General features: G+C 43.4%; 18 protein-coding genes and 1 pseudogene. 10 read left to right on the top strand and 9 right to left on the bottom strand.

All coding sequences use genetic code 11. From position 1 onward, the window contains the following. Positions 1 to 11: 11 nt before the first annotated feature. Positions 12 to 431: an IS200/IS605 family transposase gene (tnpA, locus tag WN50_RS16910; RefSeq protein WP_039895582.1), complete on the top strand. Its 420-nt coding sequence runs from the start codon at positions 12 to 14 to the stop codon at positions 429 to 431. Positions 432 to 553: 122 nt separating this feature from the next. On the opposite strand, the gene WN50_RS16905 is transcribed toward tnpA, so the two are convergent. The 4 genes from WN50_RS16905 to ilvD all read right to left on the bottom strand — a co-directional run bounded on the left by WN50_RS16905 (position 554) and on the right by ilvD (position 4,961). After that, complete coding sequence (locus WN50_RS16905) at positions 554 to 808, bottom strand: UPF0175 family protein (RefSeq protein ID WP_046278956.1); 255 nt, start codon at positions 806 to 808, stop codon at positions 554 to 556. An 86-nt stretch (positions 809 to 894) separates the two neighbouring features. Further along, positions 895 to 2,586 carry a sodium:solute symporter family protein gene (locus tag WN50_RS16900; protein WP_046278955.1) on the bottom strand — a complete coding sequence of 564 codons (1,692 nt, stop codon included), beginning with the start codon at positions 2,584 to 2,586 and terminating at the stop codon, positions 895 to 897. 3 nt (positions 2,587 to 2,589) lie between these two features. After that, the gene (locus WN50_RS16895) at positions 2,590 to 2,859 is read right to left on the bottom strand and encodes a DUF4212 domain-containing protein (RefSeq protein ID WP_046278954.1); all 270 of its coding nucleotides are present in this window, start codon (positions 2,857 to 2,859) and stop codon (positions 2,590 to 2,592) included. A 419-nt stretch (positions 2,860 to 3,278) separates the two neighbouring features. Continuing rightward, positions 3,279 to 4,961 carry a dihydroxy-acid dehydratase gene (ilvD, locus tag WN50_RS16890; protein WP_046278953.1) on the bottom strand — a complete coding sequence of 561 codons (1,683 nt, stop codon included), beginning with the start codon at positions 4,959 to 4,961 and terminating at the stop codon, positions 3,279 to 3,281. Between the two features lie 342 nt (positions 4,962 to 5,303). Here ilvD and WN50_RS16885 point away from each other — a divergent pair, with 342 nt between their 5' ends. The 3 genes from WN50_RS16885 to WN50_RS16875 all read left to right on the top strand — a co-directional run bounded on the left by WN50_RS16885 (position 5,304) and on the right by WN50_RS16875 (position 8,167). Next, a complete protein-coding gene (locus WN50_RS16885; protein WP_046278952.1) occupies positions 5,304 to 6,137 on the top strand; it encodes a pentapeptide repeat-containing protein in 834 nt (277 codons plus the stop codon). 83 nt (positions 6,138 to 6,220) lie between these two features. Further along, positions 6,221 to 7,237 (top strand): pentapeptide repeat-containing protein, encoded by a 1,017-nt coding sequence (locus tag WN50_RS16880; RefSeq protein ID WP_046278951.1) that lies wholly within the window; start codon positions 6,221 to 6,223, stop codon positions 7,235 to 7,237. A gap of 30 nt (positions 7,238 to 7,267) precedes the next feature. Then, the gene (locus WN50_RS16875) at positions 7,268 to 8,167 is read left to right on the top strand and encodes a ribonuclease D (protein WP_046278950.1); all 900 of its coding nucleotides are present in this window, start codon (positions 7,268 to 7,270) and stop codon (positions 8,165 to 8,167) included. 97 nt (positions 8,168 to 8,264) lie between these two features. Here the strand turns inward: WN50_RS16875 and pgsA are convergent, their stop codons facing one another. From pgsA to WN50_RS16855, 4 genes are all read right to left on the bottom strand, one after another. After that, positions 8,265 to 8,783: a CDP-diacylglycerol--glycerol-3-phosphate 3-phosphatidyltransferase gene (pgsA, locus tag WN50_RS16870; protein ID WP_046278949.1), complete on the bottom strand. Its 519-nt coding sequence runs from the start codon at positions 8,781 to 8,783 to the stop codon at positions 8,265 to 8,267. Between the two features lie 125 nt (positions 8,784 to 8,908). Continuing rightward, the gene (locus WN50_RS16865; RefSeq protein WP_046278960.1) at positions 8,909 to 9,559 is read right to left on the bottom strand and encodes a sugar transferase; all 651 of its coding nucleotides are present in this window, start codon (positions 9,557 to 9,559) and stop codon (positions 8,909 to 8,911) included. Between the two features lie 384 nt (positions 9,560 to 9,943). After that, on the bottom strand, positions 9,944 to 11,707 hold the full coding sequence (locus tag WN50_RS16860; RefSeq protein WP_049559901.1) for a hypothetical protein: 1,764 nt from the start codon (positions 11,705 to 11,707) through the stop codon (positions 9,944 to 9,946). 2 nt (positions 11,708 to 11,709) lie between these two features. Next, complete coding sequence (locus WN50_RS16855) at positions 11,710 to 13,122, bottom strand: hypothetical protein (RefSeq protein WP_046278948.1); 1,413 nt, start codon at positions 13,120 to 13,122, stop codon at positions 11,710 to 11,712. A gap of 127 nt (positions 13,123 to 13,249) precedes the next feature. Between WN50_RS16855 and WN50_RS16850 the strand changes: the two genes are divergently transcribed. The 4 genes and pseudogenes from WN50_RS16850 to cobT all read left to right on the top strand — a co-directional run bounded on the left by WN50_RS16850 (position 13,250) and on the right by cobT (position 17,891). Continuing rightward, complete coding sequence (locus tag WN50_RS16850; RefSeq protein ID WP_046278947.1) at positions 13,250 to 13,957, top strand: Crp/Fnr family transcriptional regulator; 708 nt, start codon at positions 13,250 to 13,252, stop codon at positions 13,955 to 13,957. A 184-nt stretch (positions 13,958 to 14,141) separates the two neighbouring features. Continuing rightward, the gene (locus WN50_RS16845) at positions 14,142 to 14,744 is read left to right on the top strand and encodes a DUF2232 domain-containing protein (RefSeq protein WP_082172473.1); all 603 of its coding nucleotides are present in this window, start codon (positions 14,142 to 14,144) and stop codon (positions 14,742 to 14,744) included. Between the two features lie 657 nt (positions 14,745 to 15,401). Further along, positions 15,402 to 16,674 (top strand): annotated as a pseudogene (iscB, locus tag WN50_RS16835) (RNA-guided endonuclease IscB). 86 nt (positions 16,675 to 16,760) lie between these two features. Then, a complete protein-coding gene (gene cobT / locus WN50_RS16830; protein ID WP_046278958.1) occupies positions 16,761 to 17,891 on the top strand; it encodes a nicotinate mononucleotide-dependent phosphoribosyltransferase CobT in 1,131 nt (376 codons plus the stop codon). A 27-nt stretch (positions 17,892 to 17,918) separates the two neighbouring features. Here cobT and WN50_RS16825 read toward each other — a convergent pair whose 3' ends face one another. Then, positions 17,919 to 18,299 carry a hypothetical protein gene (locus tag WN50_RS16825; RefSeq protein ID WP_046278944.1) on the bottom strand — a complete coding sequence of 127 codons (381 nt, stop codon included), beginning with the start codon at positions 18,297 to 18,299 and terminating at the stop codon, positions 17,919 to 17,921. 853 nt (positions 18,300 to 19,152) lie between these two features. Here WN50_RS16825 and WN50_RS16820 point away from each other — a divergent pair. Both WN50_RS16820 and WN50_RS16815 read left to right on the top strand, forming a co-directional pair. Next, the gene (locus tag WN50_RS16820; RefSeq protein WP_046278943.1) at positions 19,153 to 19,692 is read left to right on the top strand and encodes a phycobiliprotein lyase; all 540 of its coding nucleotides are present in this window, start codon (positions 19,153 to 19,155) and stop codon (positions 19,690 to 19,692) included. 5 nt (positions 19,693 to 19,697) lie between these two features. Then, positions 19,698 to 20,801 carry an extracellular solute-binding protein gene (locus WN50_RS16815; RefSeq protein ID WP_049559898.1) on the top strand — a complete coding sequence of 368 codons (1,104 nt, stop codon included), beginning with the start codon at positions 19,698 to 19,700 and terminating at the stop codon, positions 20,799 to 20,801. Positions 20,802 to 21,088 lie beyond the last annotated feature (287 nt).

Raw genomic sequence — 21,088 nt, 5'->3', positions numbered from 1 at the left:
CATTTAGTGTTGTGACTACAAAATCTTATAAGTCAACCGGACGTGCTGTTTCAAGCTTGCAAGCTCACTTGGTGCTTACAACCAAATATAGAAGAAAGGTGTTAACTAGACCTATGCTTGAACGACTTAAAGACCATATACATAATCTCTGTTCAAAATGGAACGTCCTCGTTATTGAATTCGTTGGCGAGGACAACCACATCCACTTGCTTTTTTCTTACTACCCGCAGTTAGATTTGTGCAAGTTTATTAACAACTTAAAAACGGTTACGAGTCGATTAATTCGTAAAGAGTTTGAACAAGAATTAAATCAGACTTACCGAGGAAAAGCAGTATTATGGAATGGATCTTACTTCATTGCTTCATGTGGTGGAGTTACTGTTGATGTGTTGAGAAAATACATCGAAGGACAGGAAGTTCCTGTGCATTGATAGAGATCCTGTCTGCCATTCCTCGTCACGGCAAATTAGAAATTATGCCGGACGGCTCCTGGCAGTTTAGCTGAGAAATTTTTGCTAAAACAATTAGAGGGGAAGCATTAATCACCCATTTTCTAGTCACGGGTTAATTCCTCAGCCAGTTCATCAGGGGTGACTTGAAATGGAGAGACATCATAACGGGAAAGAGCGGTGAGAAATTCATAACGACTTATACCTGCGATCTCTGACGCCTTTGACTGAGAAATTTTCCCCAGTTCATACCATTTTACAACCGCAGCTAAACGCATTTCCTGAGCAAACTCTTGGGGGCTAATTCGCAGGGCTGAGAAAGCACTTTCAGGAAGATCGATCTGAATCTGAATGCTCATAATAAAATTGTTGATCGGGTCTACCTTTTAAAGTAGCATTGATTGTCAACTTTGTAAGGGCGCGGGCATTCAGCGCCCTAAGTTATCTAATCCAAATAGTCTTCTCCGACTTCTTCAATGGCCGGCGGTTCATCACCAGGACTTCTTAACTCCTCAACCAACCGTTGAACCGACTCAGGTGGTGGTGGAGTAACGCGAGAAACCCCAAACGTAACAATCAAGTTAAGCATCATCCCTAACGTACCAATTCCCTCAGGCGAAACCCCAAAAAACCAAGGTTCCATATTGTAGAATTTCACCCCAAGAATATAATACATCGTGAAGGCTAAACCGACAATCATTCCCGCAATTGCGCCTTCTCGGTTGGTGCGTTTATCGAACACTCCGAGAATAATCACAGGGAAGAAACTTGCAGCCGCTAACCCAAATGCAAACGCCACAACTTCCGCAACAAATCCTGGGGGATTAATCCCAAAATAACCTGCAATGGCGATCGCAAAACCTACCATAATTCGGCCTACCATTACCCGCAAAGATTCTGATGCTCCGGGGTTAATCATGCGATAATAAACATCGTGAGCGACTGAACTCGAAATAACAAGTAATAAACCGGAAGCCGTTGATAAAGCCGCAGCCAGTCCTCCTGCTGCTACTAATGCCACAACCCAAGGGGCTAATTTTGCGACTTCTGGAGTCGAAAGAACGATAATATCACGGTCAATTTTGATTTCGTTAGTTTCAGGATCAGGAGTGAGTTGAAAGCGTCCGTCGTTGTTCTGATCTTCAAACTCTAAAAGTTTGGTTTTTTCCCATTTATTCACCCAATCTAACTGACGAACTTGTTCAATGGGTTTGTCATGTAACGTGCTAATTAAGTTGTAACGAGCGAAAGCAGCGAGTGCAGGTGCAGTCGTGTATAATAGAGCAATAAACAACAACGCCCAACCCGCAGAATATCGAGCCGCACGAACATCAGGAACCGTATAAAACCGAACGATAACATGAGGTAAACCTGCTGTTCCGACCATTAAAGCAATGGTGATAAACAGCACATCTAACATAGATTTATTCACAAACGGTTGGGTATATTCTTGAAACCCTAAATCCGTTTGAATTTGATTCAGTTTGGGGAGAATATCACTAAAAGGTAAACTGAGTTGTGGAATCGGATTTCCAGTTAGCAGTAGGGAAATAGCGATTGCGGGAATTAAAAAGGCAAAAATTAACACACAATATTGAGCAACTTGTGTCCAAGTGATGCCTTTCATGCCCCCTAAAACGGCAAAAAATCCCACAATCACCATGCCAATCACAACACCTGTTTCGATGTTAACTTGGAGGAAACGACTAAAGACAATTCCCACCCCTCGCATTTGTCCAGCGACGTAGGTTAAAGAGACAAAAATTGCCGCAAAAACCGCCACTAAACGAGCTATATTTGAATAATAGCGATCGCCCACAAAATCAGGAACCGTGTACTTACCAAACTTGCGTAAATAAGGCGCCAAAAGCAACGCTAACAACACATAACCGCCCGTCCATCCCATCAAATAAATGGAACCATCGTATCCCAAAAAAGAGATTAATCCCGCCATCGAAATAAACGAAGCCGCAGACATCCAATCCGCCGCAGTCGCGGCACCATTAGCGAGGGCAGGAATGCCTTGTCCAGCCACATAAAATCCTTTACTATCTCGAACTCTCGAACTCCAACCAATATAGAGATAGAGAATAAACGAGATCAACACTAAAATAGTCGTCCAAACTTCTACTGACATGATTTAATCTCTCCGTTTAATATCGTATTTGCGATCCAGTTTATCCATCTGATGGGCATAGACAAAAATCAGAATAACGAACACATAAATTGATCCTTGTTGGGCAAACCAAAAGCCTAACGGGACGTTACCGAGAGAAATATTATTCAAGACAGGAACCAGAATAATTCCGCATCCTAAAGAAACAAATGCCCAAATAATCAGGAGAGTGATAATTAATTTGATATTGGCACGCCAGTAGGCTTGATGCCGTTCTTGAGAGTTGGGATTCATTGTATTTTGAGAGGTGAAAAGACTAACTATACTTTCACTCAAAGTTGAATATTGTGCTATAGCAGAGAAAGAGTTGATTAGGACACTGTTTTTCTGTCAAATCCTTTGATGATAAAGGTTTCAATTCTGTCTCCTGTCTCGGTGTCTCCTGATTTCTGCTATATTATTAATCAAAAGGTTGAGCCTTCGACAAAATATTATATAGCACTACGCATTCAGGTTAGGACATTTATAAATCCTGGAACCCTTTAACAGTCTACTGTTCCCTGTTCCCTGTTCCCTGTTCCCTAGCGCGTAGCGCTATAAAAGTTAATCAAATTCAGTTTTTCTAACAAGGCAATAGGCACCAGAAGAAACCCCAGCCATAAACGGATGGGGTCGTTGATCACAGAGAAATCTCAAAGCACCCTAAACATTAACTAACAGTCTAAATCCGTCACTGCCCCAACACTACTCGAAGACACCAACTTCGCGTATTTCGCTAAAACCCCTTTCGAGTAACGAGGTTGAGGCGGTTGCCATTTTTGACGACGTTCTTCTAACTCCTGATCCGAAATATTCAACTGCAATAACCGTTGTGAAGCATCAATGGTAATACTATCGCCTTCTTGAACCAAGGCAATTGTACCGCCAACGGCCGCTTCTGGGGCGACATGACCGACCACTAAGCCATAGGTACCACCCGAAAACCGTCCATCAGTAATCAAACCCACAGCATCGCCTAACCCCGCCCCAATAATCGCAGAAGTCGGCGCCAACATTTCCCGCATTCCGGGGCCACCTTTCGGGCCTTCATAGCGGACAACCAGAACATCTCCGGCGTGAATTTCACCCGCTAAAATCCGTTCTAAACATTCTTCTTCCGAGTCAAACACCCGTGCAGGGCCAGTCATTTGCGGTTTTTTCACGCCTGTAATTTTAGCAACACTGCCTTCTGGGGCGAGATTTCCCTTGAGAATGGCTAAATGTCCTTGCTTATAGAGGGGATTATCCCAGGGTCGAATTACCTGTTGATCTGGGGACGGTTGAGACGGAATATCAGCTAACTGTTCCGCAACCGTTTTTCCGGTAATGGTTAAAGCATCACCATGAATTAAACCCTGTTCAAGCAACATTTTCATAATCACCGGAACGCCCCCCGCTTTATGAAAATCTGTGGTAACAAATCGCCCACTGGGTTTAAGATCACATAAGACCGGAACCCGACCCCGAATCGTTTCAAAATCATCAATTGTCAGTTCCACACCTGCCGCATGAGCGATCGCTAATAAATGCAGGACAGAGTTCGTCGAACCGCCAACCGCCATAATCACCGCGATCCCATTTTCAAACGCCTTGCGGGTGAGAATTTGCCGGGGTAAGATGCGTTGATGAATCGCTTCGCGCAAGACAAAGCCAGATTTTTCCGTACTGTCGGCTTTTTCCGCATCTTCTGCCGCCATCGTCGAGGAATACATCAGACTCATTCCCATCGCTTCAAAGGCGGAAGACATGGTATTTGCGGTGAACATTCCCCCACAGGAACCCGAACCCGGACAAGCCTTGCGTTCGACTTGCAGCAAACGATCATCGTTAATTTTCCCAGCGCTGTGTTCACCAACAGCTTCAAACGCACTGACAACAGTTAAATCACAACCGTCTAAATTCCCCGGTTTAATCGTACCGCCATAGACAAAAATCGCCGGAATATTCATGCGAGCGATCGCAATCATCGCCCCTGGCATATTTTTATCACAGCCGCCAATCGCCAGAACCCCATCCATACTTTGGCCGTTACAAGCCGTTTCAATGGCATCTGCAATCACTTCCCGGGAAACCAGAGAATATTTCATCCCTTCGGTTCCCATCGCGATCCCATCACTAACGGTAATTGTCCCAAACATTTGGGGCATCGCCCCCGCCTGTTTTAAAGCGGCTTCCGCCCTTAACGCCAAATCATTCAATCCAACGTTACAGGGAGTAATCGTACTGTAACCATTGGCAATGCCGACAATCGGCTTATCAAAGTCTTCATCCCCAAACCCCACAGCCCGTAACATCGCCCGGTTCGGCGTGCGTTTCGAGCCTTGGGTGATGGCTTGACTTCTGAAGTTATCTGACATGAGTCTCTCCTGTCTCAAAGTTTAATGGTATGGTGGTCTGTTGCAAGTCAGTTAGATTCTTCCATCTTTTAGACTGTTGCGACGATCTGCCCATCGGGTTGTAGAGGTGGTATATCGCGTCTCTACCATTACCCAGTTTCCTTTCTCTGTTGTATCTATTGTCGCAGAGTGTGGGGATTTCTCATCCCTAAGTTGAGGTTGTGAAGGCACAGGTGAGAAACTATGCCAATCTGAGAGTTAAGATGGCAGTGTTTTGACGCTGAGTCTTCCATTGAATTTGGAAAGATGAAAGCTACAGCGTGAATCAGAAGAGTTAATCAAAAATTAGTTGAGGTAAATTATATGCAAGTTGATGAACTTTTGGAGCGATATGAAGCAGGTGAACGGATGTTTCGAGCCGTTAACCTGATTGGAGTAGATTTAGGAGGCGTCGATCTCAGTGAAGCGGTTTTAGTACGAGCGAACTTGCAAGATACAAACTTCATTAATGCTAACCTCACCCAAGTTAATTTTCGCGAAGCCAAACTGATGGGCGTTGATCTCAGCGACGCCAACTTAATGGAAGCTAACTTAATTGGCGCTAACCTAACTGAAGCTAAATTTGATCGCGCTAACCTGATGGGATCAAATCTTCGAGGTTCATCGTCTAAATTAGTCAGTCTCGCTCAAGCCAATCTCACCGATGCTAACCTGACTGAAGCCAATTTAGCCGAAGCGAATTTTGTCAAAGCGAATCTCACTAATGCTACCCTGATTCGCACTAATTTAATGAAAGCAAACCTGACGGGTGCTATTCTAGAAGGAGCAAATCTGACTAATGTCATTCTCCGAGAGTCTATCTTAGAAAAAGCAAACCTGATTAATGCTATCCTCAGTGGTGCATTATTAATTGGTGCCAACTTCAGTGAAGCCGATATGAGTCGAGTTACAATGATTGGGGCTGATTTGAGTGAAGCGAACTTGAGTGGTGTCAATTTACGAGCCGCTAATGTGAGTTGGACAACCCTGCGAGGCGCTAACCTCAGCCGAGCGCGACTCTACCGCACAAAACTGAGTTGGTCAAACCTGAGCGGTGCTAATCTGATGGAAGCGGTACTGCTCGATACTCGTCTTGATCGAGCGAACTTACGAGATGCAGACATTCGAGGAGCAATTTTACCGGATCGACGCGAGTAGAAAATTATGTCAAATCGTAACGAATTTGAGTAACTTCCCCAGTGTAGCGTGCCACAATTGAACTAAAAGCTGGAGGCTCCCTGATGGAGATTAAAGAACTTTTAAAACGTTACACGACTGGAGAACGAGATTTCAGAAAAATTAACCTGATTGGCGCGAGTTTAATTCATGCTAATTTACCTGGGGTTAACTTTGCTGAAGCTTCCCTTGCTGGAGCAAATCTCAGCCGCACCATACTCAATGAAAGTAATCTCAGTAATGCCTTTCTATACGCTAGTAATCTCAGCTATATTCAACTTGGAAAAGGACAATTAATCAATGCTGATCTGACGAAAGCTAACCTCGAAGGTGCCTTTTTAGTAAAGTCAGATTTGCAGGGCGTTAAACTCAGTGGAGCCGTTTTGCGAGGGGTGAATTTACGTTCAGCGAACCTGACAGGAGTAAATTTATGTGGGGCGAACTTAAGTGGTGTTAATTTACGTTCAGCTAATCTTACAGGTGCAAACCTCTGTTGGGCGAATCTCAGTTATGCTCGTTTAAATAGTGCTAAACTTGACGAAACTCGTCTCACTGGAATTAACCTCAACCATGCTCATTTAGTTGAGGTAGATTTGTCAAGACAGGATCTAAACGGTGTTAATTTTACTCAGGCGAACCTCAAAAAAGCGAACTTGCAAGAAACTGATCTCACCGCAGCCAATTTTCATCTCGCCCAAATGACACAAGCAAACCTGAAAAAAGCGACTCTACATGGCGCGAACTTAACTCAAGCTATTTTACAACAATCCAATCTGAGTGAAGCGGTTTTGCTGAAAGTTGATTTATCTGAAGCTGATTTAATTCAAGCTGATTTAAGGGGAGCCAATTTGAATCTTTCAACTCTAGCAGGTGCGAACTTAACGAGCGCCAATCTACAAAATGCTTATCTCTGGAAAGCTGATTTACGCGGTGCAAATTTATCCGGTGCTGACTTACAAGGTGCGAGTTTACGAGGTGCAAATCTTGACGGTGCAAATCTGGATTGTGCCATTTTAACAAACACCATTATGCCCGATGGTTCCACTTGTGATCAAGCCGCGCATTTGTGTCTTTGTTCTTAAAAAAATTATCCTCAAGTCTTCGTAAAACTCATGCCTTATTTAACCGATACCGAACAAATTAAAGCCGTTATTAATCAACTGTCTTCTGCTCAAATTTTGTGGATTGATACAGAAGTTGCAGATTATAAAAGTCAACCTCGGTTATCTCTGATTCAAGTTTTAACAACAGTCAATGATCAAACAGACGATCACTTCTACCTCTTAGATGTTTTAGACAAAACGGAATTAATCAGTCATTTTATTGATGTGATTATGATCAATCCCGCCATTGAAAAAGTCTTTCATAATGCCAACTATGATCTAAAACTTTTAGGAAAAAAACAGGCAAAAAACGTCACCTGCACCCTAGAAATAGCCAAAAAAATCCCCTATTATTTGCTTCCCGTTCCCAACTATCAACTGAAAACCTTAGCAACAACATTAGGCAACTTTAGCAATATTGATAAACAAGAACAAAGCAGCGATTGGGGACAACGGCCTCTCAGCAAAAAGCAACTCGAATATGCTAAAATGGATTTAGTCTATTTAGCTAATATTCATCAACATTTGCTCCAACTGCAAGCCAAATCTTCACCCGATCCCACAACAGAAAACCTCGATACACTCGCCACTCGTTATCAAGAAATCGCCGAAGAATGGAAACTCTTAGACTCAGAAATCACTCACATTCAAGAGCGTCTCAAACAAGCAATGAAAACTCAACAAATTGCAGAAACAGATAGCTTTAAACTCACCAGTTCCCAACGCAAAACCCTAAAAACTTCCTTGACTGAACTCTCCGAATTGATTCAAACTCAAAACCTAGATTTTGATTTCCCTATTACCCTAACTCAAGACTTACAAAAACAACTCGGAAAAACCCTAGAAAAACTTCCAACCCAAGAAGAACAAACAACCATTTGGCGTCTGATTCCCAAATCAAAAGAATAAAAACCACGCTCGACACGCTCGACACAAAGAGAAAAAAAACTTCGTGTCTTGGTGTCTTGGTGGTAAATTTCCCGGATTTTGATGACGCAACCCCAGACTAAATAGATGTCTCATGTTTAGCAGGTAATAAATAAACAATACCCGAAATCCATGTGATAGCCACAGCCGCCCAAAACGCCACTAAACTAACAATATCCCACTCAGAAGATAGAGGCGCAATTAATAAACAAATGGCGATAATTTGAATAACCGTTTTCAGTTTTCCCCAGAGGTTCGCCCCTGATATTTTAGTTTGATTCACCCGCCAACCTGCGATCGCTAATTCTCGTGCTAAAATCAAAAATACACCCCAAGCAGGAACTTGTCCGAGTTCAACCAAAGCCAAAAGCGGCGCCAACACCAGTAATTTATCCACCAATGGATCAAGAAATTTCCCCAGATCAGTCACTTGGTTAAGTTTCCGCGCCAGGTAGCCATCCAGCCAGTCTGTAGAAGCGGCGACAACAAAAACCGCCAAACACACCCAGCGACTCTCTAGCGTCGGTTCATGCAAGCCATACAGGAGTATGGGAACACCCAGTAAACGAGAAAACGTGATCCAAGTGGGTAAGTTCATTGAAAGTATTGATTCGTTTATCGCCTGTACACTCTAAAAATCTAGCAGGAATTTCCCAGCTAGACTTGAGCCTAAAGGCATATTTGAGAAGGTTTAAGGTAAAATGTAATAAAGTACAACCTTGATTAACAAGCTCCGTCTTTGTTGAGAACGGCTGTAATTGTTTTCATAATCAACACGATATCATAAAATACAGACCATTTGCGCTGATAGTTAATATCCATCATCACAATTTCTTCAAAATCATCAATACTCGAACGACCATTGGCTTGCCATTCTCCTGTAATTCCCGGTCGAACATCTAACCGTCTCCAGTGATGCTCTTCGTATTTTTCAACCTCATCTGGAGTCGGAGGACGAGTACCCACGATGCTCATTTCTCCGCGCAAAACATTCCAAAATTGAGGAAATTCATCGAGACTCGTTTTCCTTAAAAATTGACCTAAACGGGTAATGCGAGGATCACGATCATTCTTGAAAATATGACCTTTGGCTTGGTTTTCTACCAAATGCTTCATCTGATCCGCATTAACAACCATCGATCTAAATTTCCACATCCGAAAGGGTTTCCCCCGAAAACCACAGCGAATTTGACTGTATAAAAGGGGGCCTGGATCATCAAAATACATAATGATCGTGATAGGAATGGCTATGATTGCTGTAATTGATAATCCAACTAAGGCTACCCCAATATCGATTAAGCGTTTAACTTTTGAACGAACAGAAGGATGGACTCTTGTTCCAAATTGGAAAGGATTAGAAGGGTTTCCTTCAATTAAATATTTGCTGGCTGAGTGGATAGATGATTTGGAAATACCAGTCACAACTGTTTACCCCGGTGATTTTTTGGTGAATTGAGACTCCAGTTTCATTCTAAGTAAATTTTTTCTTAACCGGAAGTTTTACGTTGAACTTTCCTCAAAATTTTACGAAATCTTTAAACTCAATGACTATTTGATTCACAAATCCCCTGAGTTTGTAAAATTGCCGTCAGATTTTTTATTGTGCGCTGATCAGAGGATCAAGCATTCGGAAATGGCCGATTTCACACTCTCAAATCCTCTGCAAAAAAGAGAAAATTGTAATTCAATATACAAAATATTGATGATCAATCTGATACGAGTATTCAGGAGTAGTGTATGATAAAAGTTAAAAACTCACTAAAAGGGAATCACCGCAGGCTCTTCTAAAGATTGTTGATAGTCCGAAAGCAGTTGCTTGAGATAGTGACGAACTTGATCCGCTTGTTCACGATTGAGGCGATAGCAGCGATCGCCCTCTTGTATAAACAAATTCCCCTCGCTGAGACGTTGATAATCGGGAGTTTGTCGAGAAGCCGGATGAATCAACAAAAGTTCTGGCTCCCTGGGGATTAACCCTGGTGGAAGTTGCGCTTTTAAAATGTTGAGAATTCGAGACTGACAGGATCGGGTATTAATTCCGCGACTTTCCAACAATTGCATCACCTGATCAATAGACAAGGATCGCTCCTCAAACCCATTTAACAACTCTGTCAGCAGAAAATAATCACTATACTGATGTCGGGAGCGATCAAGAACTTGAGGATAAAGCGGTAACGTCGCCAAACCCATCGCCACCTGAACCTGATCCCACAAAAACCCCTCCTCAACGCCGATTTCTCGACTATCATTTTGAAAAATCATCGCACTGGGTAATTTTTGTCGTAACCAACGATTTAACTTAGTCCAAACTCCATTTCCGCCCAAACAAATGGCTTGATTAATTGCGAGACTAGAAATTCCAGCTTTCGCGATCGCATGATTGAGTTCTGAGTTAAACTGATTAATAAACGGAACCAAAACCAAGCGTTCTAGGTCTGTCCAGTTGAGTTCCCATTGATAATCCTCAATGTTTAACCTGTAATGTTGTTGTTGGGAAAGAATAACTTTTAAAGATTTTGCAGCGTCTAATAATGCCACCCCCAAAGGCTGACTGTATAACTGTTGCTGAAGACGATAACGATGCTGTAAATCAGGACATCCCGCTTGAGGTTTGATCAACTCTTGCTCCGAAAATACCTGAGATTGTAACTGTTTTCCTGTTGGCGAGTTTAACAATAACTGACAAACAATATCGAGATCTAGTGAATCTCCCCCATAAGCCCAACTATGACAAACAAAATCAGCATGAGTCAAATCTTCAATGGGATCAGGAAGTTCAACCAAAGCAATTTCTGTTGTTGTTGCTCCCGCATCGATGACTAATACACCGCCATCTGACATTGATATCATCCCATCAGAACGCAGTTGAGCCAACATGATGGCGATCGTTTCTTCTAACCATAAAATTTGCTCAGAGCTTTTGACAAGGTTCGCATCTAAAATCGCTTTCTCCACATTCAAACGATAAGCTTGCGTTCCCTGACAGGGAAAACCAACAATCACTCCAGCTAGGTGTTTGAGAACAGAATCAAGGGTTTTTGAGTCTAAACCGATCGCTCCACAGGTGTAGAATTTGGGTAACATCAAACCTTTGAGTGGCTTTTGAGACTCCTCATGGGTTAACGTCGAGAGTAATAGCTGTAAAGCCCGTTGAAACTTGCCTAAAAAAACCGTTTGATTGTCGGATAATTGGATCAACGGTACCGGAACTTGGCTGACTTCTGAAGCGGTATCCTGAGTAATTCTGACGTAGGGAATAGCAATATTAAGATAGGGCTTGAAATTTTTTAATTTTCGCTCCTTACCGTTGGGTGTTTCCTGCCAGTCTACTTCACAAGGTAGGCGAAAAGTCACCTGATCGGAATCAGAGGGACTGTTAGTGTTGCTTTTCCAATAAACAGGATACACTTTTTGACTGTTACGGTTCAGTAAACAGGCGGACAGTCCTGTTCCAAGATCAAGTGAAAGATACCATTGATCCGGTGCTGTTTTTCGGTCTTTACTGTTGTACTCAGGTGGCATAATTACTGTTGCAGTTTCCGATTCAAAGCCTCAAAATTGAGATCGTCTGATTGTTCATCTGGGTGAGTTGTTTCTCCCTCGTTTTGATCGAGATCATCGAGCAGTTCATCAAGGTTCATTTCAGACGCACTGGCTTCAGCAAAGGGATTAAGCTCAACGGGAGAAGTTTCAGACCATAATTGCTCAAAAGTCTCGATCTCCTGAGTTGTTGGGAGTGGGTTGGAAAAGTTAGGTGTTGTGTGATCTTCCCCAATAAAAGATTGCTGTTCTAAATTCAACAAATCTTCCTCAAGTTGTTGTCTGATACTCTTATCAACCATCAGGTGAGTGTCTAGCTGATCATCGTCGTCTTCTTGTTGCTGATCATGGGGTAAAAGGTTTTCCAGGGGTGAAGCAGGAATATAGCCTTCTTGATCGAGGAGTTGATGGATCGGATCGGGTGGCGTAGTCGGCTGAGTTAGGGTAACAGAAGGTGAACGTAAGGCTTGAGACTCGACGAATACGGCTTCCCTTAAGTCTAACGCTCCGAAGACATCATTCACCTGATTGACGCCCTCTGAGGAGATTTCTAGGGGGTTTTCCTCTGGTGTTGAGTCTGGATCTAAAGATACAATCACCTCGGTTGTGTTGAGAGTGGATTCTTGTAGGCCCTCAAGGGTTGGGGAAATTTCCAGTTGCGGTGCGACTAACTCTAACTCTACCCTGTCAGGGGGATCATTTTGAGTCGGGGTTTCTTCGGATGATTCCTGTTTTGCTAAAGAGGGAAGGTTGATCAGCTCCGATTGATCAGAGTCTAGCTGTTGAGATAAAGTCACATCTGGCATCGTAGCGATTGGTTCAGGGTTTCTGGAGGCAGAAACAGCAACAGATGTCACCAGAGACTCTAACTGCTGTGGGGGAAGTTCCACCCCAGCATAGGGGAACAATTCCTGTACTCGTTCCTTCGATGAAGGATAACGATAAGTTGCTGTCGGCTCAACAAATACCGTTTGCACAGGGGAGGGAGATTGAGGCTCTTGACTCAGTTGAGAAGCGGTTTCGGCTTGTTGTCGCTGCTGTCTTAACAGTCGCAGTTCTCGGATCAGAACCCTTCGCTCTTGCCGCATTGCCTGGATTTCTGCTTGAATCGTTTGAGTCAACTGAGTTTGTAACTGTTGAAATTCCTGACGAATTGCCAGTCGCAAAGATTGTTCCAGCGAGTTGAGTTCTGGTTGAGAGTCGGGGATAATATCCAGACTCCCTGAAGAGAGACTTTCGGAGTGAGACAATAAATAACTTCTGACCTGTTCTAAAACTTGGCGTGATTGAATGATGCTATCCCCCAGGACAACCAGAGGTGGCCGAGGATTGGATAAGCTCAACGCTTTGTCTATATTCAAGATCAGAGCTTTTATGCGATCGCTTTGAGCAGTCACGGCTAGAACCTCCCCCTAAAACTGATACCATGATAGGCTAGGGAAAGAGCGTACTCAAGTAGAACTAGCCCCTATTTTAGATCCTCTCTAACCATCGCTGAAGCGAAATTTACAGTATGAGACCCTCATGGAAGATCGGTACTTCTCCCGCGAGACGCAATCTGATATCATTCAGATGATCCTCTCCACATCTTTCTTTCAAGGTTTGCCGACTGAGGCAATAGATAAAGCCACATCTCACGTTGTCGGCCGCCAACATCCTCCAAACCAAGTCATTTTATTGGAAAATGATTGGGGGAGTTCCGTGTATTTTATTCTTGATGGTTGGGTCAAAATTCGTACCTACAACCTAGACGGTAAGGAAGTGACACTCAATATCTTGGGAAAAGGAGAAATATTTGGTGAGATGGCCGCCTTAGATGAAGTTCCCCGTTCAACAGATGTGATCACCCTTGCTCCTACGATGATTGGGAATATGCCCGCCCAGGATTTTGTAGAACTGATTAACACTGAACCCAAGGCGGGTATTCGGTTAGCGCAATTGATGGGAAGGCGTCTACGTCAGGTGAACCGACGACTACGGCTGCGAGAATCAGACAGCACCTCCCGAGTTGCTGATATTTTGTTGTTTTTGGCAGAAGGACAGGGAAAAACCACCGAAGAAGGCACCCAAATTCCCAATCTTCCCCATCGGGAGTTAAGTGGCTTGAGTGGACTGGCACGGGAGACAGTAACCCGAGTTCTCAGTAAACTGGAGAAGAAAGGATTGATTCATCGCGATCGCGATGTTCTCAGTATTCCAGATGTTCACGCTTTAGAGCGCATCCTCGTCTAATCCTGGATCAAATTGCTGATTTGGTGTTTTCGCTCCCTGATGCGACTCTCAAGTCAATTCCCGTTCCCCCTTCTCCCCCCAGATTTTTGTGACAAAGACCAAAAAACCTCACCCTTCCAGTCCCCTTTTCTCTCAAAATCAAAACAACGCTCAACCCGACAAAAAGCCTCGTTCTCCCATTCCGATGGTAGAAACGGCATTTCTCGCCAGTACAGCGAGTCTCATTTGGTTTGCTAACTATTATTTTCCGATGGGGCCTGTGTTGCGGGTGTTTTTTCCTTTACCGATTGCTTTGCTGTACTTACGCTGGGGAAAGCGAGAAGCCTGGATGGGTGCTTTGACTTCCCTGCTGTTACTGACGGTTTTGATGGGGCCTACTCGCTCGATTATCTACTTGATTCCCTACGGTTGGATGGGAGTTGTGATGGGGGGTTTGTGGAAACGTGGGGCTAACTGGTTTGTTTCCATTGGAATTGGTGCGATTATCGGCTCTTTTGGCTTCTTTTTTCGCTATTGGTTATTATCGATTTTACTGGGTCGAGATCTCTGGGTTTATGCCACAACTCAAATTACAGAATTAGCGGAATGGATCTTTATCAAGTTAGGAATACTCGCTCAACCGAGTTTAACCCTTGTTCAAATCCTTGCCATTGTCATGGTTGTCGTTAATAGTGCGATTTATCTGTTTGTGGTTCATCTGGTGGCGTTATTATTGCTCGATCGCCTCAAAAGCCCCATTCCTCGCCCTCCCGCTTGGGTGCAAGTTTTACTCGACTACGAAGGTTAATTCAGGCAACAGGCAACAGGCAGAAGGCAACAGGCAGAAGGCAACAGGCAGAAGGCAACAGGCAGAAGGCAACAGGCAGAAGGCAACAGGCAGAAGACAACAGGCAGAAGGCAACAGGCAGAAGGCAACAGGCAGAAGGCAAAAACTGGTCACTGGTCACTGGTCACTGTTCACTGGTTACTGTTCACTGGTTACTGTTCACTGGTTACTGTTCACTGGTTACTGTTCACTGGTTACTGTTCACTGATATAGCACTACGCATTATGGTTAGGACTTATGTAAAAGCTGAAAACCTTTTGTAGTCTAACTTTTGCCTTTTGCCTCTTGCAAGATTGCCTAGCGCGTAGCGCTATAACTGTAAACTGTTCACTGATAACTGTCTCCCCACCCCCGACCTATAATCATTTCATCTGAGGACTGTCAGCACCCCGCTCTAAAGAACGGGGCATCATGCCTCCCTCTTAGATAGCTGACCAGCCTAAGTCTTAACTGACTACGTTTTTAGAGTTATGACACCTATAAATGCTTTCCAGTTTGTGGCTCTGTCGTTAGTTGTTAAACATTCCTACGAGGGGTAAGAAAGTGCAACTAGCCGAACAAGCTTTAAAAACATTGGCGAGGAAAAAATTACCTATTTCATAGAGTTTGGACGCAACAATGTCTAATCATGTTCTGGTACTAGATACCAACAAAAACCCATTAACACCATGCAAACCTTCTATAGCTCGAAGTTTGTTAAAAGCAGGTAAAGCGGCTGTTTATCGTCGGTATCCTTTCACCATTATTTTGAAAAAGGTTGTTAAGGAATCTCCGACAAGCTGCCAGCTCAAAATAGATCCTGGCAGTAAAACAACAGGTTTAGCCTTACTGCTTAATGACTCAGTTGTTTGGGCAGGAGAATTAACCCATCGAGGTCAACAAATCAAGGATGCTTTACTTAGTCGTCGTCAACTTCGACGAGGAAGGCGAAATCGTAAAACTCGTTATCGACAAGCCAGGTTTTTAAATCGCAAACCTAGGGACAGTTGGTTAGCTCCAAGTTTAAATCATCGGGTGCAAACTACGATGACCTGGGTTAACCGTCTGACAAGATTTTGCCTTATTGACTCTATCTATCAAGAGTTAATCCGCTTTGATACTCAGAAAATTCAAAACCCAGAAGTGTCAGGCACAGAGTATCAACAAGGCGAGTTACACGGCTACGAAGTTCGAGAATATCTTTTAGAGAAATGGGGTAGAAAATGCGCTTATTGTGGATCAGAAAATACACCTTTAGAGGTTGAACATATTCAAGCAAAATCTAAGGGGGGAACTGATGCGAATTAGCAACCTAACTGTAAGTTGCCATTCATGCAATCAAGCCAAGTATAACCTAGATATCAAAGACTTTCTATCTGGAAAACCTGACCTGATTAAGCGAATTCTAAGTCAAGCGAAGGCTCCCTTAAAAGATGCTGCGGCTGTTAACTCTACCCGTTGGAAGTTGTACAACGAGTTAAAGAGAACTGGACTCAAAGTTCACACAGGTTCAGGAGGAATGACTAAATATAATCGCTGTCGTCTAGACCTTCCTAAAACCCACTGGATTGATGCGGCTTGCGTCGGGAAAACCGAATCTTTAAGGCTAGAAACTAATCAACCTTTACTGATCAAGTCAACCGGACATGGTAGCCGTCAAATGTGCGGTACTAATAAATATGGTTTTCCGACCCGTCACCGCTCTAGACAACAAATTCATAAAGGTTTTAAGACGGGAGATCTTGTCAGAGCTGTTGTCACTAAAGGTCAAAAGATAGGTATCTATAAAGGACGTGTTCTATGCCGCGCCTCTGGCAGTTTTGATATCTCCACTAAAGCAGGTCGAGTATCTGGAATTAGCCACAAATATTGCACACCCACCCAGAAAAAAGATGGATACCAGTATGTATGATTGATTCTCATGCGGCTAAAGCCGCTCGTGTCACGCTTCCTCCCCGCTCTGAAGAACGGGGCTTCCACTCTACCGGACTAATTCTCGTGACTGTACTTGTCTATTGTCAAGCGGAACGGGCGAACCACTGGTTAAAACAATATCGCGGAGGTCAGCCAATTTTTGCCTGTGTTTTGGGGTTTACTGAAACTGGCTTGATTCCAGGTATTTCGGCTGCGGGTGCCACGCCGAAAGATCGCCAATATACCTGTGTTGCGGATGCCGAATTTCTCTACAACGGCCCCCAACAATCACCTGAATATCCTTTACCGCCTCTAAATGCCGGGGCTTCTCCAGTGTTGATTTCTCGGGCGGTTGTCGAGGGCTTGAAGATTCCGCTTTGTCTGTTGAATGCGGGATTACCTGTGGCTTCTGCGGTTCCTACGATTGATTTAGGGGGAGTTCCGGCAAAATGTGTCAGTTCGGGTCAAGCAATGGATTTAAGCACGGTTAAACACCTATTTGAACAAGGGTTAATTTGGGGTGAACGACTCGCCCTGCAAGCAAATTCCCCCAGTTATATGATTATCGGTGAATGTGTTGTTGGGGGTACGACTACGGCTTTAGCAGTCTTGCTCGGTTTGGGGTTCGCCGCCCAAAATAAGGTTAATAGTAGTCATCCTGATTGTAATCATCATCAAAAGTTGGCGATCGCAACGGCGGGACTACAAGCGGCGAACTTATGGCATCCTCAATCGATTCAGGGTTTAGATCCCCTGAAATTAGTAGCTGCTGTTGGTGATCCGATGCAAATTGTCGTTGCAGCAATGACAATAGCCGCTAGTCGTACTGTGGGAGTTCTTCTAGCGGGGGGAACACAAATGCTGGCGGTTTATGGTTTAAGTGAAGCGCTCGTTAACTATTTTGATTTAGATTGGCACCCGGAACAAGTGATAGTCGGAACAACCCGTTGGGTGGCTGAAGATCCAACTGGCGATACAGTAGGACTAGCTCAAGAAATTGGTTCTGTTCCCCTACTGGCTACCCCTCTCAACTTTTCAACTTCCCGTTATCCTCAACTGCGAGCTTATGAGCAGGGATATGTTAAAGAAGGGGTCGGGGCTGGTGGATGTGCGATTGCGGCTCATTTAAAAGGTTGGAACTCTACCCAACTGCTAGATGCGATTGAAGCTTTAGCCGATCAATATCAAGCTGTTGTAAACCGTGATCAAATGTAGAGACGTTAACTAGAACGTCTTACAGAGTTAGTAATGAGTTCTCTGGGCGAGCAACTGTTCTTCTAAGGCGGCGATCCGGTTGTAAGCGGCTGTTAGTTGTGCTGTCAGTCTCTGAACTTGCAGATCGGCGGTAATGTTGGGTTCTTCTCGATGAATCATCACTTTGGTTGTGATGTAGTCGTCATCGCTTAAAACATCTTTATGTTCTAATCTCGACTCGAGCGAAAGGTGTCGCCTGGTAAAAGATTGACTGTGAGTAGGTTCTACTGGGGATTTTCGATTTTCGGTTTGGGTGGGTGATTGGGATGTGATCAATTCGCCTACTCTGTCATTGACTTGCATAACGATTTCGTAAAGTCGATCAACTTTGTGATTCAAAGCGATGACTTGTTGGTTGAGCGTATCCATGAAAATTCCTTTACTGTCTTTAGTGGATTTCTATCTTTAATCCTAGACAGAAAATTGCTCAACTGGGAAGTTACTTCTACATTATTTAACTTTTACCCTCAAACTCTCATTAAAGAAATTTTAATTCTCTGCTTTTGACTCTCACCCAAAAGAAGCCAAATCTTTGCTGAGATTGCCGTAGGAGTAAAAAGCTGTTTCACTTCCGGCTCTTGATATGGCCTATTGTTATCCTTGGGTTGTATAGACCCTCTGCTTTTATACTTTTGATAGATTGAACTAGACTATTTTTGATTAATTTCCCTGCTCAGAGCGGCTGATCAACATTCATAAACTGGCAGTAACTTGATTAATAATCAAAGCAAAATCATTAAAAATAATGATAAATTTTCACTGGATCTGTCTGAAAGAGTCGCTGATTGTCTTGTCTATAATTTCAGCCTAAATTACCCAGTTCTTGATTCAAGCCTAATAGTATTTTTTAGATCTCTACCGTTTGGAGGATTCATCACTCAGTCCGGTTTATGAAAATTTGTGATAAACTGAAACAAAAATCTAATCTTTATCATAAAGATTTGCTGTAAATCACTAAAATCTTGGCTTTAATTCAGGGTTTTGTATCAAGGGCAACTGCGCTCTGATTTTTGGGTCTTATATTCTCAGTTGTAATTAAGAGCCGCAAATTTCTCATCATACCGGAAATTCTCAAGAGACTCTTGTAATCACAAAAAACGACTGTTGAGATTGCCATGTTGAGGTTTTTGTGTGTATATTAAGAAATATAACAAAATCCGAGCCAGGGTACTTAAACATTGCGTTTTGTACTTCAGTAGAACCGAGAGGAGGACTTCTTTAAATGAACGCACCGATCCAACAAATCAAAAGATATACAGTACCTCAAATCGAACAATATTTTCGCCAATCAGAAGGAATGTGGAATTCTGAACGTCGGTACTACACGCTCCCGGATGGAAAACCTCAAGAATGGGTTAGCCGTCTGACGGTGAAATTTTTAGCCCAAGGTAGCCCGGAACTGATCAAACTGGCTGAACTGCACAACCTCAGCGATCACGAAGTATTATTCTGTGGTTCTTATGTAGAATGGTTAAGCACCCGCTCGACAAGCGATCGCCCCCAATCAGAAGGGTCAACAATTTTTGGGGTATTGGGAAATATTCTGTATCGCGATCGCGGTTTTGCGACAGATAAACCCATCAACGCTAAATATTATCTTCCCAATCCAGACACATTATGCTTGCGAACCGAGTACAATAATTCTGTATTCGAGGAAGAAATCAAACACATCGGCACGAAGTACCGAACCCGTCAGTCGATTATCACCAGAGCGGGTGAACAGCAAATGATTGGTCAGTATCTAGAAAAACGAATTCAGTAACACCTGTGAAGCGACGGAATTTTCTCCTGGGGACAAGTGCTATTACATTAGGAAGTATCGCAGTCGGGTGCCGTCAGAAAACGGCATTCAGAATCGAACTCTTAAAAGGTTCAGTCCCCGTCCAAATGGTCAGTAAGTTCCGTCAGGGACTCTTAGATCGTCCTGTGATCGATTTTGTTCCTCAGCCTCAACTCAAAGACCTCTATGGCTTGCTACAACAGAACTCTGCAACCACAGATTTAGTCATGCTTGGGGATTTCTGGTTGAGTGCTGCTATTCAACAGAAATTACTACAACCTCTCGATGCGAGTGTTTGGCAACAGTGGAATCAACTCCCGCAGCAATGGCAAGCTTTAGTCACCCGCAACCGTGAAGGACAGTTAGATCCCCAAGGGCAAGTCTGGGCGGCGCCCTACCGTTGGGGAATGACAGTCATCGCCTATCGAGTCGATCAGTTTAAATCTCTCGGTTGGACACCGAAAGATTGGGGCGATTTGTGGCGAGAAGACATCCGTCATCGCTTTTCTGTTCTGGATCATCCTCGGGAAACGATTGGTTTAATCTTAAAAAAACTGGGTTCATCTTACAATATTACAAATCTGGAGCGGGTTCTTAGCTTAGAAGAAGAACTGCGTCAACTCCACCGCAACGTTAAACTTTATGACTCTAATAATTATCTCAAACCATTAATTACCGGAGATACTTGGTTAGCGGTTGGTTGGTCTACTGACTTTCCCGAAAAAATTCGCCGTCAACATAATCTCGCCGTTGTCGTTCCGGCGTCGGGAACCAGCCTTTGGACTGATTTGTGGGTACGCCCTGCCTCTACAAAACCTGTCTCTGAAGTTCCCTTAACCCAACAGTGGATTGATTTTTGTTGGCAACCGGAAATAGCAACTCAAATGTCTTTACTCACGGGTACAACCTCCCCCATTGTTCCTCAGATGAACCCCAATGAGTTACCAGAAGCCCTGCGAAATAATCCCTTGCTGTTTCCAAAAGCAGAAATTTTAGACCAAAGTGAATTTTTGCTTCCTTTACCCGAATCTACTTTAGAACAATACCGCTCTTTGTGGACGAAAATTCGCACAGAAACAGTTGGAAGTTGATCAAAAAAACACGCTAGACACAAAGAACACTAAGAATAAATCTTCGTGTCTTCCTTTCTTGGTGGTGAAATAAAAAAAACACGAAGACACAAAGAACACTAAGAATAAATCTTCGTGTCTTCCTTTCTTGGTGGTGAAATAAAAAAAACACGAAGACACAAAGAACACTAAGAATAAATCTTCGTGTCTTCCTTTCTTGGTGGTGAAATAAAAAAAACACGAAGACACAAAGAACACTAAGAATAAATCTTTGTGTCTTCCTTTCTTGGTGGTGAAATAAAAAAAAC

Source organism: Limnoraphis robusta CS-951 (genome assembly GCF_000972705.2).
The sequence above is the reverse complement of the archived record's forward strand: the minus strand, read 5'-3'. Positions and strand labels throughout refer to the sequence as shown.

What these genes read in the sequence shown, in the direction of transcription:
- WN50_RS16860 (WP_049559901.1), bottom strand. Translation starts at nt 11,707, where the DNA reads ATGCCACCTGAGTACAACAGTAAAGACCGAAAAACAGCACCGGATCAA.
- WN50_RS16885 (WP_046278952.1), top strand. Translation starts at nt 5,304, where the DNA reads ATGCAAGTTGATGAACTTTTGGAGCGATATGAAGCAGGTGAACGGATG.
- WN50_RS16900 (WP_046278955.1), bottom strand. Translation starts at nt 2,586, where the DNA reads ATGTCAGTAGAAGTTTGGACGACTATTTTAGTGTTGATCTCGTTTATT.
- WN50_RS16845 (WP_082172473.1), top strand. Translation starts at nt 14,142, where the DNA reads ATGGTAGAAACGGCATTTCTCGCCAGTACAGCGAGTCTCATTTGGTTT.
- ilvD (WP_046278953.1), bottom strand. Translation starts at nt 4,961, where the DNA reads ATGTCAGATAACTTCAGAAGTCAAGCCATCACCCAAGGCTCGAAACGC.
- WN50_RS16895 (WP_046278954.1), bottom strand. Translation starts at nt 2,859, where the DNA reads ATGAATCCCAACTCTCAAGAACGGCATCAAGCCTACTGGCGTGCCAAT.
- WN50_RS16880 (WP_046278951.1), top strand. Translation starts at nt 6,221, where the DNA reads ATGGAGATTAAAGAACTTTTAAAACGTTACACGACTGGAGAACGAGAT.
- pgsA (WP_046278949.1), bottom strand. Translation starts at nt 8,783, where the DNA reads ATGAACTTACCCACTTGGATCACGTTTTCTCGTTTACTGGGTGTTCCC.
- WN50_RS16820 (WP_046278943.1), top strand. Translation starts at nt 19,153, where the DNA reads ATGAACGCACCGATCCAACAAATCAAAAGATATACAGTACCTCAAATC.
- WN50_RS16850 (WP_046278947.1), top strand. Translation starts at nt 13,250, where the DNA reads ATGGAAGATCGGTACTTCTCCCGCGAGACGCAATCTGATATCATTCAG.
- WN50_RS16905 (WP_046278956.1), bottom strand. Translation starts at nt 808, where the DNA reads ATGAGCATTCAGATTCAGATCGATCTTCCTGAAAGTGCTTTCTCAGCC.
- WN50_RS16825 (WP_046278944.1), bottom strand. Translation starts at nt 18,299, where the DNA reads ATGGATACGCTCAACCAACAAGTCATCGCTTTGAATCACAAAGTTGAT.
- WN50_RS16875 (WP_046278950.1), top strand. Translation starts at nt 7,268, where the DNA reads ATGCCTTATTTAACCGATACCGAACAAATTAAAGCCGTTATTAATCAA.